This is a genomic window from Niabella drilacis (assembly GCF_900101395.1).
Lineage (GTDB): Bacteria > Bacteroidota > Bacteroidia > Chitinophagales > Chitinophagaceae > Niabella > Niabella drilacis.
On sequence record NZ_FMZO01000002.1, the window covers coordinates 651479 to 663200 of the forward strand.

Sequence of the window (11722 nt, forward strand, 5' to 3'; positions counted from 1 at the left end):
TTGTGCCGCCTTACATTAAAACTAAATCTTTCCACCAAATAACTGAAGCATTATGAAAATGAGTATTCAATTAAAACCGGCATGGCTGCCCGGTAGGCGGGCTTCCAATGTTGTGCTGATGCTGGCGCTGGGCATGGCCTGCCTCAATGGAAACGCAGCGCCAATGGCCGGTATACCGGGTTATATAAGCCGGGCTACCCTGCAACAAACAAGAATAACCGGTAAAGTGACCGATGCATCCGGCAAGGCAATGGAAGGGGTTACCGTTACCGTGATAAGCACCGCTGCCAGCACGGCTACCGCAAAGGATGGTACTTATGCGGTGATGGCCGGCAAGGGGGATGTATTGCGATTTACGCACACCGGGTATCAGGCCAGGGATATAGAAGTTAAAGAGGATCGGGTTATCGACGTTATATTGGAAGCCGACCTGACCGATATGGAGGATGTGGTTGTGGTGGCATACGGCAAACAGAAGAAAGCAACATTAACCGGTGCTATTGCTTCTATTACAACGAAAGAGATCAAGCAGAGCCCCGCAGCGAACCTTGCTGTAGCACTGGTGGGACGACTGCCGGGATTGACGGCGATTCAGCGAAGCGGGGAACCGGGAAGAGACCTTACCCAAATGGCCATACGTGGGTTAGGCACCATCAATTCACAAAGCCCGATTATCCTGGTGGATGGGGTAGAACGCGATCTAACCTATATTGATCCCAATGAAGTGGAGAGTGTTACTATTTTGAAAGATGCTTCTTCCACGGCAATTTTTGGGGTGCGCGGAGCAAACGGCGTAATCCTGGTAACAACAAAGAGAGGCGTATCCGAGAAGCCGGAAATTAGTTTTACTGCTGAAGCCGGCTCTCAGGATTTTCAGCGGTTCCCATCGTTGGTAAGTTCCTATGAATACGCATTGATCAGGAACCAGATGCAACGCAATGATGGTCTGGGAGATGCTTTCTCTCCTGAAATAGTTGAGCATTATAAGAATGGCGACGATCCTCTCCGGTTTCCTAATACGGACTGGAAGGGTATCCTGCTAAAAAATAATTCATTGCAGCAGCGATATAACCTCAATGTTTCAGGAGCGGGACAGCGGGTGAAATATTTTGTAAATGCAGGCTACCTCAACCAGGGCGGAATGTTCAATGTTGAAAAAGGACTTCCGTATGATCCCTCGTTTAGACTGAATCGTTATAATTTCAGATCGAATGTGGATATTCAGCTGAACAAGACGCTGAAGGCCATGTTGAATCTTGGCGGATACCTGGAAAAACAAAATATGCCGGCCGGTATCTATGATAACCTCGATTTCCTTTCGTCAACGTCGCCGGCCCTGCACATCCTGGCGCAGCTGATTGTTGATCAGAATGCTACGGTGCCCGGGCCTGTAACACCAGACGGAGCTGTAAGCACCTGGCAGGGCGGGTTTTATCCGCCATTTGGTTCGCTCAACCGGTCGGGCTATGTACAGCAAACGCGGAACAATATTATGGCGACGTTTGGACTGGAGCAGGACTTGAACAAATTCTTAAAAGGGCTTTCTGCTAAGGTTTGGATGTCCTTTGACTCAAGATCCATTAATAATATGATGGCAAGCCGCCAGTATTTAAAGCTTGTTCAGGTGGTAGAGCCTACCGCTTCCGGAGGGGACACGGTTTATTACAGGAATATGGGGGATAGCAAGAATACGCCCTTACAACTTTCCGGTAGCCGGTTTTTCAGTACGCTTTCCAATCTGCAGGGGTATTTGAACTATTCAAACACATTTGGCGACCATACTGTTACCGGACTGCTGCTTTATCAGCAACAACAAAATATTATAGATGCACAGCTCCCCTACAATTTAAGAGGAATTTCATCCCGGATCACCTATGGCTATAAATCGCGATACTTTGCGGAGTTTAATATGGGATATAATGGATCGGAACAGTTTAAAAAAGGACGGAGATTTGGCTTTTTCCCTGCATACTCCGCGGCATGGGTTGCGTCCAACGAAGCCTTCATGAAAGATGTTTCATTTATTAATAGCCTGAAATTCCGGGCATCCTATGGAAAAGTGGGTAACGACCGGATCGGTTCGCGGCGCTTCCTTTACCTGGACGATATCCAGGTAAAACCCGGAGGATATTCCGGAAGCCTCGGACAGGGACAGCAGGTGATCACCAGTCTTTTAAAAAATGATGCCTTGCAATGGGAAGTGGCGCAAAAGGTAAATATCGGCATGGACCTGCGTGTGCTCAATGCACTTGATATTACTTTCGATTACTTCAGGGAAAAAAGAGATAATATACTGCGTAACAGGGGAACGGTACCTGTGCTTAACGGGTTGCCGTCTTCAGTACTGCCTCCGGTAAACATTGGAGTGGTAGAAAATAAAGGGTTTGAGCTGGAGCTGACCTATAGAAAACCAATAGGCAAAGACCTGACGATTATGACAAAGCTGAATGGTGCCTATGCCAGGAACGAACAGGTATTTGCAGATGAGCCATTGCTGGATGAGACGTATGCCTATCGTTATCGGCAAACGGGTTACAGGATCGGTCAGAACTTTGGTTATATTGTTGATCGTTATTTCCGGGATGCAGAAGATATTGCCAATGCTCCCGAACAGCGCATTCCCGGACATGCTCCGAAACCCGGGGACTTCAAGTATAAAGACCTGAACGGCGATGGAATCATCGATGAAAAAGATATTGCGCCAATAGGGTATTCAACGGTCCCTGAAGTACAATATGGGGCGGCCGTTAATGTAATATACAAAAATATTGACCTGAGCATCCTGTTCCAGGGCGTTACCAATGTATCCAACTATTATGGCAGCTATGGAATATTTGCAATTGGAAATAACTTTCGTTCAAGACACCTGGAAAGCTGGACGGAGGAACGCGCGGCAAACGGAGAAAAAATCAGCTACCCCAGGCTTACCACCCAAACCAATCCCAATGAGAACCCGAATTCATTTTTTATAAATGACGGTAGTTATATCCGGCTTAAGAATGTGGAGGTGGGGTATACATTAAATAATAACTGGATCCGGCGCGTAGGAGCCCGCAGTATTCGCTTCTATGCAAATGGACTCAATCTGTTTACCTGGGATAAGTTACCTGTTAAGGATTTTGATCCGGAGATGACAAGTATCATGACTTACCCGATTACGAGATTAATCAATTTTGGTGTAAACTTTATTTTCTAAATTATGAAAAAGATATTTATAATCATAGCGCTTGCCCTTACTGTTGCTTCCTGTAAGCGCGATCCACTCGATATTACACCGGATGGAAGGATGTCGCTGGAAGATGTATTTACCAGCGAAATACAAACGGAGGCCTATTTGAATACGGTATACGCTTCCATACCCTCTTATTTTAACAATTATGCCGGCTGGTCTTTTTTGGCGGGGCTTACGGATGAAGCCCAGGATGCAGAGATAGGAAATCTTTCTGCAAGTCTTGCTGCAGCCTGGATTACCGGTAGCTTAACCCCCGGTAATAATCCCCTGGCCCAGGCCGGAGGTATAGGTGGCGGGCAGAATCGGTATACCACGTTTTGGGCAGGGATCAGGGATGCGAATGTTTTTCTGGGCAAAGCGCCGGATGTTATGTTCGCCAATCCAAACAGGAAGGCAAGAATTATTGCGGAGGCAAGACTGTTGCGGGCTTTCTTTTATTTTGAACTGGTTAAGCAATTCGGGCCTATGCCCATTATTACCGAGCCTTTTAGCCCCACGTTTGATTATTCGCAGCTGAAGCGGCCAACCTTCCAGGAGTGCACGGATTTTATTGCAGAGGAGTGTGCACGGGTGATTGCAGAAGGAAAGCTTCCGGTGCGGATTACCCAGGAATCTGAACGCGGCCGTTTTACCCTTGCTGTAGCATATGTTTTACGATCAGAGGCTTTGTTGTACAATGCAAGCCCCTTGTGGAATCCGGCAAATGATCTTGCAAAATGGAATGCAGCGGCGGCGGCGGCAAAGGAAGGAATAGACGCGTTGACCGTTGCCGGGTATGAACTGGTAAATGATTATGGAAATTACTTTTTAAACACTTCTGACCTGGCTGATAATCCCCGTGATAGGGAAACCATATTTGAGATCAAGACAGGCGAAATACCGTTAACCACTACCGGGCTGCCCAGCAAACAGGGCTCCTGGATGTTGGGCGCAACTCCGTCGCAGGAGCTGGTGGATGCCTATGATATGAAGGAAACAGGAGAACCCGCCATTTTAGGATATGAAGATGCAGATCACTTGAAACCCATCATTAATGGGACATCAGGTTATGATGAGCAAAATCCTTACAAAGGAAGAGACCCCCGGTTTTATGCAACCTTATGGTACAACGGCGCGGCCTATGATAATATAAACGGACAGGTACATATTGTCGAAACGTTTATTGGGGGAGCTGATCAACTGATCAAATCGCCGCCTAACCGGATCAATACCCATACGGGCTATTACCTGAGAAAATTTATCGACCCCAAGCTTGCCATCAACCAGACATCTTCCGCCAAGTTTAAGAAATACAGGCTGGCTGAGCTTTATTTGAACCTGGCCGAGGCAGAAAATGAAGCTAACGGCCCAACATCACGGGCTTACGATGCCGTTAATGTTATCCGGAAGCGGGCGAAAATGCCCGACATGACAACCGGATTGGACCAGACCCAGTTTCGGGACCGTGTCAGGAGAGAGCGCAGGGTAGAGTTGGTATGGGAAGAACATCGTTTTTGGGATGTACGCAGATGGAAGATCCTGAGTCAGACAGATAAACTGGTTACAGGGATGGAAATAAAAGCGGGCGCCGGCGCCGGCACTGTTACAGTTCCCAATCCAAGCTTTGAATCCGGAGAATCAGGATGGACCTTTTACACCGGCGCTTCCGTTGTGGCGAGGGCAGGTCATACCAGTGAACATGTGGTTTCCATTGCAGATGGAGGGCATATTTGGACCACTATAAGTGGATTGCAGCCGAATACCACTTACGAAGTATCTTTATTGATGTATGTGGAGTCTGGCAGTGGCTATGTAGGAGTAAGAAATTATGGTGGAAATGAAGTAAGCACACCGGCTGTTCCGGCAGATGGGGTCAAAGAGCAAAAGGTACAGTTTACAACCGGGGCTGCGAATACTACTGCCGACATTTTTAGTTGGTGGCCCAATGGAAGTAAGGGATTACTGGACGATTTCAGTATCATAAAGAAGGGGGGGGGCAGTCAGCCTGCTCCGCCAGCCAATGTTACCTATACCCGGTTTGTAACCGAACGCAGGAATGCCTGGCAGGATAAATTTCTGATTTTTCCTATACCATTGAGTGATGCTTCTATTATACCCGATTTTACAAAAAATCAAAATCCAGGCTGGTAGTCCCGCAAGATAGACGAACCCGCCTGTTTCGAAATAACAATAGCGTGATCCGGGGCCGGTACTGCCATACCAGGGATACCTGTGGGGCCGGCACCGTTTTACGTTCGGGCGAGCCGGTACTTTACCTGGTATAGAGGTTCATAAAAAAGAAAATGAATACTTGTGTATATGCGCTTTTTAAATATTGCAGCGGCCGTGTTATTGTGTTTGGTTTTGATGCCATGCTGTGGTAATAAATTCGACCCCCCAAATGCGGAGGGACAAAAAAATGGAGTTTATACCGACCGGCAGGATGTTCTTAAGATGATCTATGCGATTGCGGAGGAAAAAGGAATGAAAGTGATCTGCGATCTGAATATGAACGGAGGGGAACTGTATCGTAAGTATACACCCGAGTATGTGGCAGGGCAGTATAAAACATATGTACAAACTTTTTATAACCGCTATGGCCGGTACAAATCTTTCTGGGGATGGTATCTCAATAACGAACTTAACCCCTTAGGACCCGGAGAAAAAACGATCACTGCCTTTTGGCATAAAGTATGGAAGGCTGCGGTACAGGAATGTAAAAGAGTAGCGCCGCAGAGCGTGGTAACGATTTCCCCCTTTTTCCTGCTGGATAAAAACGGGTACAGAGGATTTGAATATCTGCAGCCCGAAGACTATGAAAAATGGTGGGCGCAAACGTTACTGGAGACAGGTATTGATATCCTGATGCTGCAGGATTCAGGGGCCGAGCATATAGGCTTTTTTACATTGGATGACCGGCGTCCGTTTTTGCAGGCGCTCAAAAATGCCTGTGAAAAAGCAGGTGCGCAGTTTTGGGTAAATGTAGAAACAGGGGAGGTGGTAGCCAAGGACTGGCAGGAGTTCCTTGCTATGGAAAAAAGCAATACCCGGAACTGGAAGTTCACCCCCATCAACTGGTTGCAGCAAAAGCTGGAGCTGGCTGCTGAATATGGAAGCGGTATTGTAAACTGGGGCTATTTCCCCTTTATGAATCCTGTTACAGAGCGGGGGCCCTGGCCTTCAGCAGAAGTGGATGGGCAGACGATCACTTCTGAAGGACAGAGAAATGCCTATGATGCATATGCAGGATACTATCAGAAGCTCAATAGCCGGTATAGCGGGCCGCAAAATAAAAAACCCGCAATAAGGGGTACATTGTGGTGGTTGCCGGTAAATTATGAAAACGTTCCCGGAACAGATCTGGAAAATGTGATCCGGGAACAGATAGAAAAGCAATACCAGGCGGGTTTTGATCTGCTATGGATTGTAAATGCCCCGGCAAATATGGAATATGCTATGAGGATAAAAGAATAAGCAGGAGTTTAACCAGACTGATCATGAAGGAACTAAAAAAAATAATCTTTGTTTTATGGGGGCTGTTCACCGCGTTGCCTGCGGGCAGCCAGACGCTGGCAGAGCAGCTGGGGTACAAAAAGACCGATAGAATACTGATCATTAATAATGATGATGCCGGTATGTGTCATGCTGCTAACCTGGGTACGATACAGGCAATGACAAAAGGAATTATCCGTTCTGCCACGATCATGCCTCCCTGTCCCTGGTTTAATGAGATCGCCGACTTTGCCAGGACCCATCCGGAATATGGCTTTGGGGTGCACCTTACGCTTACATCAGAATGGAAGCACTATCGATGGGCGAGTATTGCCCCGCGTAGCGAGGTGCCCGGGCTTTATGATAAGGAGGGATACCTGTGGAAAGATGCATCGGAGGTGTACGCAGCATCCAATATCCGAGAAGCGCTGATTGAAGGACGGGCCCAGATAAAAAAAGCGCTGGATAGCGGCATACCGGTTACACATATTGACTCGCATATGGGAACGTTCCAGTATGATTCCAGCTATATGAAAATGTACCTGCAGCTGGCTAAAGAGTTTGACCTGCCGCTGCGCATGGCTGCACAAACAACCCTGGATGCAATGGGGTTTTCAGAGTTTAGAAAACGATGCAGGGATAGCGGGTTGGTAACGCCGGATTATTTCGTTTATGAGGAATTTAAAGATTATAAGACAGAGAATGTTGAGACGTTCTAGACAGACTATATTAAAAACCTGAAACCGGGCGTTACCGAGATTTTTGTGCATGCGGCCGCGGAGAGCGATGAACTGCGTGCTATTACCAATTCAGCCGGAACACGTATTAAGGAACTGGCTTTCTTTACGGGCGATGCAGTTAAAAAGCTGATAAAGGATGAAGGTGTCATTGTTATAGGATATAAATCTTTGTTTGATCTTCAGCGGAGATTGAAGAATTAACTCAGGGGATAATTGTATTGTATCATTTTTCTAAATCGCATTGCATGAGAACAAATTGCTTACATGTGCTACTGGTGTTGTTGTTACTTTATGCTGCGCCCGCAATAGGCCAGCGGATGGAAGCGGTATTTCTTAAATGCGAGCACCTGGAGCATCCGCTTGGTATTGATGCGGCAGCTCCCCGTTTTACCTGGCAGGTGGCAGACAGCAGGTTGGGCGCTGCGCAAACAGCCTATGAAATTATTGTGGACGAAGATGCCGCTATCGTCCGCCGTGGAAACGGAACTGTATGGAAGAGTGGTAAAATAGCATCTTCGGCTACAATAACAACCTTTAACGGAAAAAAGCTGAAACCCCGCACCCGTTATTACTGGGCCGTGGCGCTGTGGGACAAGAATGGCGTAAAATCAGCCACCTCCCAACTGTCGTGGTTTGAAACCGGAAAAATGAAGGAGCCCTGGAAGGCACAATGGATGAGCGATGGGGAAGATACCCTGGTTTATCCCGCACCTTATTTCCGTAAAGAAGTGCAGCTGCAGAAGCAGGTCTCCCAGGCACGGGTGTATATAGTGGCCGCGGGATTATTTGAGCTTTATCTGAACGGCGCGAAAATGGGTAATGAATTGCTGAATCCCATGTTTACGCGGTTTGATAAACGCAATCTGTATTTAAGCTTTGATGTAACAAAAGAGCTGAGAAAAGGGAACAATGCGATTGGTGTTGTATTGGGCAATGGGTGGTATAATCATCAGTCATGGTCTGAATGGAATTTCAATGGCGCGATGTGGCGCAATCGTCCGGCATTTTGCCTGGAAATGCAGGTCAGATATACAGATGGAACTACTGCAACAGTTTATTCAGATCCTACCTGGAAAACGAAAACAGGGCCACTTATTTTCAACAGCATTTATACCGGAGAGCATTATGATGCCCGGATGGATTTAGGCAGATGGAGTGTGCCCGGTTATGATGATGCCGGCTGGAACAAAGTGGTACAGCGGCAGGCACCTTCAACGCAGGTTGTTACACAAGCCATGGTTCCGGTCAGGATCGTGAAAGAATTTCATAACCCCGGGGTCCGGAAAATAAACGATTCTGTATATGTGTTCCGGTTCCCGGAAAATATTGCCGGCATATCAAAACTGAGCATTCAGGGAGCAAGAGGAACGGTTATCCGGCTGAAACATGGTGAAACACTTAATAAAGATGAACGGGTAGATCAGTCTACCATCGATATCTATGCAGATCAGCGGCATGGGGCCGATCCTTTTCAGACGGATATCTATATTCTGAAAGGAGCGGGTATTGAGGAGTTTATGCCCCGGTTCAATTACAAGGGTTTTCAATATGTTGAGGTGATTGCAGACCGCCCTGTTCGGCTGAATGCGGGCAGCCTGTCGGCTTACCGCGTAAACAGCGATGTACGGCAAGTAGGGAAAATTGAATCGTCCAATACGCTGGTGAATAAGATATGGGCAGCTACCAATCGTTCTTACCTTTCAAATTTACATGGTTATCCTACGGATTGCCCGCAACGGGAAAAGAACGGCTGGACGGGTGATGCCCATATTGCACTGGAGACAGGCCTGTTAAACTATGACGGCATTACGGTGTATGAAAAATGGCTGGCGGACCACCGGGACGCCCAGCAGGAAAATGGCATGCTGCCGGCAATTATTCCAACGGCCACCTGGGGCTATCACTGGGGCAACGGGCCGGATTGGACGAGCACCATGCTGATCGTGCCCTGGACACTCTATCAGTATTACGGGGATACCAGAGTGCTGTCTGATAATTATCCTAACATGAAACGCTTTGTCGATTATATTACATCTGTAAGTAAAAATGATCTTACGGATTGGGGGCTGGGTGATTGGGTGCCTTATAAGACAATTGCAAACAAAGAATTGCTGATCTCCCTGTACTATTATCAGGATGCGCTGTTATTATCAAAAGCTGCAGGCGTTATGGGCAGGGCTACGGATGCTGTACATTACCGGCAGCTGGCGCTTAGAATTAAGAAAGCAATCAATGACAGATTCCTGGATACAGAGAAGGCCATCTATGCCACAGGTGCACAGGCCGAGCTGAGCGGCCCGCTTTATTTTGGAATTGTCCCGGAGCCTTTAAGGCAAAGAGTAGCTGATAACCTGGCCCTGCGGGTACGGGCAGATAACCATCACCTGGACGTTGGTTTACTGGGGGCTAAAACGTTACTGGGGGCTTTGAGCGATAATGGCTATGCCGACCTGGCTTTTGAAGTTGCGACACAGCAGACTTATCCCTCCTGGGGGTGGTGGATCGCAAATGGTGCCACCACTTTGTTTGAGACCTGGAAGATAGAAACGGCCACCCTTTCGCGAAATCATATAATGTTTGGAGCGATCAGCGCGTGGTTTTACAAAAGCCTTGGGGGGATCAATAGCGATGAAACAAAACCGGGATTTCATTCGGTCATTATAAAACCGGCTTTTGTAAAAGGATTAGATCGTTTTTCGGCAACTTATCATTCTGCAAGCGGGAAAATAATATCTTCGTGGAAACGGCTTAACGGCCAGATCGTACTCGATCTCGCTATTCCTGCAAACAGTCAGGGCCGGGTCCGTTTAAATAATATCCGATCGGTTATTGACGTGGGAAGTAAAAAGGAAATAAAAAGCAGTTTGATAAATAAGGATGGTGATTACCTGTTTACTGCCGGTTCATACAGGATCTTGATCGGGGAAGATGTACGTTGAATACCGGTATTTCAGGTGTAATTATTACGCCCGTGTATGATCTCGCTCTTCGGTTTTAGATCGGGAATACCGATAGCACTTCATTGAATGATAAGAGATAAAATGAAATAGATGGGCATTAGGAAAATCAAAGCGGCTCTTATAGGTATGGGCGTATTATTGCAATTCCTGAGCGCCCATGCCCAGCAATACCTGCCCCTGGCTTCTCCGCAGGCGGATTATATAACGGACCTGGCCCTGATCTACCAGGGCGGGGCACATCGCCCGGACTGGACGGCTGAACAGCTGACGCCTTATGTGTACCGGCAGCAGGGGAAGAAGACCGATTTTTTATTTGACGGTTTTCTGTTTATTGAGTTTAAGAATGGAAAGGGAAAGGATTATTCCATCGGTTATGAAAAAGAACACGCAGGAAAGGAGGAATGGTCCTGGCTGCTGGATCGGAACTTTGAACAAGGGAAGGCCATTCATGCGTTAAATGATGTACTGTCCGGATTGGCAAAAAAGCGAATCAAACCACTCCGGAAACGCAAAGTGGTGCTAACCCTTCCGGAGCCGATCTATGATCAGAAAGACTGGGGCATGCTGGACGGGAAAATGCTAAGCTTTGATAATGAAGAAAGCCGCTTCCTGGCTTGTAAGTGGTATATTGATGATGCGCTGGATCGCTGGAGCAAGGCCGGCCTGGATCAGGTGGAGCTTTCTGGGTTTTACTGGGTGGCGGAGCAGAGCACCGGTGGAAAAACCTTAATACCCCGTATTGCGGAATACATCCGTTCAAAAAAAATGAAATTTTACTGGATTCCTTATTGGAAGGCGGAAGGACATGGTAGCTGGAAGGCGGCCGGTTTTGATGCCGCGTATCAGCAGCCCAACCATTTCTTTGATGAGCATATACCCGATAGCCGTATTGATGAAGCCTGTGATTTTGCAAAGCAACACGAGATGGGGATGGAGCTGGAATTTGATATGCGGGTGGAACAGCCTGCCTTTGAAAAACGGCTAATTACGTACATCGGCGGCTTTCAGAAGAAAGGCGTGCTCGATGAAGCTGCGATGGCCTATTATGAAGGCGGCAATGGTATCATGAAATTGTCGGGGCATAAGGAAGCACGTATGCGGGAACTGTATCAGAAACTTGCAGCCATCATTGCCGGGCGGCAGCAAAAAGCAGATGCCTATTACAAGCAACGCAGAAGGTAGTGAGCGCAGGCTATTAACTTTTAGTCGCCAGCTACCGTTTGCAACCCTGGCGGATCCGCCGCGTTCTTTGCCCCTTAGCGTCGTTGCGTGAAATAAATATAGGAGCTCCTGGTCGTTGCTTTGTGGCCCTGTTTCAA

The 11722-nt window shown here is 47.4% G+C and carries 6 protein-coding genes; all 6 read left to right on the forward strand.

What is annotated here, in order from left to right; all coding sequences use genetic code 11:
• Positions 1-52: 52 nt before the first annotated feature.
• The 6 genes from BLS44_RS06150 (at position 53) to BLS44_RS06175 (ending at position 11585) form a co-directional block, all read left to right on the forward strand.
• Positions 53-3196, forward strand: coding sequence for a SusC/RagA family TonB-linked outer membrane protein (locus BLS44_RS06150; RefSeq protein ID WP_090389138.1), 3144 nt, complete (start codon positions 53-55; stop codon positions 3194-3196).
• A gap of 3 nt (positions 3197-3199) precedes the next feature.
• Positions 3200-5362 (forward strand): RagB/SusD family nutrient uptake outer membrane protein, encoded by a 2163-nt coding sequence (locus BLS44_RS06155; protein WP_090389139.1) that lies wholly within the window; start codon positions 3200-3202, stop codon positions 5360-5362.
• Between the two features lie 168 nt (positions 5363-5530).
• Positions 5531-6685, forward strand: a complete 1155-nt coding sequence (locus BLS44_RS06160; protein WP_090389140.1) for a DUF4434 domain-containing protein — start codon at positions 5531-5533, stop codon at positions 6683-6685.
• 23 nt (positions 6686-6708) lie between these two features.
• Entirely contained in the window at positions 6709-7422 is a 714-nt protein-coding gene (locus BLS44_RS06165; RefSeq protein ID WP_176954329.1) for a polysaccharide deacetylase family protein, read from the forward strand.
• Positions 7423-7688: 266 nt separating this feature from the next.
• Positions 7689-10382, forward strand: a complete 2694-nt coding sequence (locus BLS44_RS06170) for an alpha-L-rhamnosidase (protein WP_090389142.1) — start codon at positions 7689-7691, stop codon at positions 10380-10382.
• A gap of 111 nt (positions 10383-10493) precedes the next feature.
• A complete protein-coding gene (locus BLS44_RS06175; protein ID WP_090389143.1) occupies positions 10494-11585 on the forward strand; it encodes a DUF4855 domain-containing protein in 1092 nt (363 codons plus the stop codon).
• Positions 11586-11722 lie beyond the last annotated feature (137 nt).

Bases quoted from the DNA above. Each gene is read 5' to 3' on its own strand.
- BLS44_RS06150 (WP_090389138.1), top strand. From the start codon at position 53: ATGAAAATGAGTATTCAATTAAAACCGGCATGGCTGCCCGGTAGGCGG.
- BLS44_RS06155 (WP_090389139.1), top strand. From the start codon at position 3,200: ATGAAAAAGATATTTATAATCATAGCGCTTGCCCTTACTGTTGCTTCC.
- BLS44_RS06160 (WP_090389140.1), top strand. From the start codon at position 5,531: ATGCGCTTTTTAAATATTGCAGCGGCCGTGTTATTGTGTTTGGTTTTG.
- BLS44_RS06165 (WP_176954329.1), top strand. From the start codon at position 6,709: ATGAAGGAACTAAAAAAAATAATCTTTGTTTTATGGGGGCTGTTCACC.
- BLS44_RS06170 (WP_090389142.1), top strand. From the start codon at position 7,689: ATGAGAACAAATTGCTTACATGTGCTACTGGTGTTGTTGTTACTTTAT.
- BLS44_RS06175 (WP_090389143.1), top strand. From the start codon at position 10,494: ATGGGCATTAGGAAAATCAAAGCGGCTCTTATAGGTATGGGCGTATTA.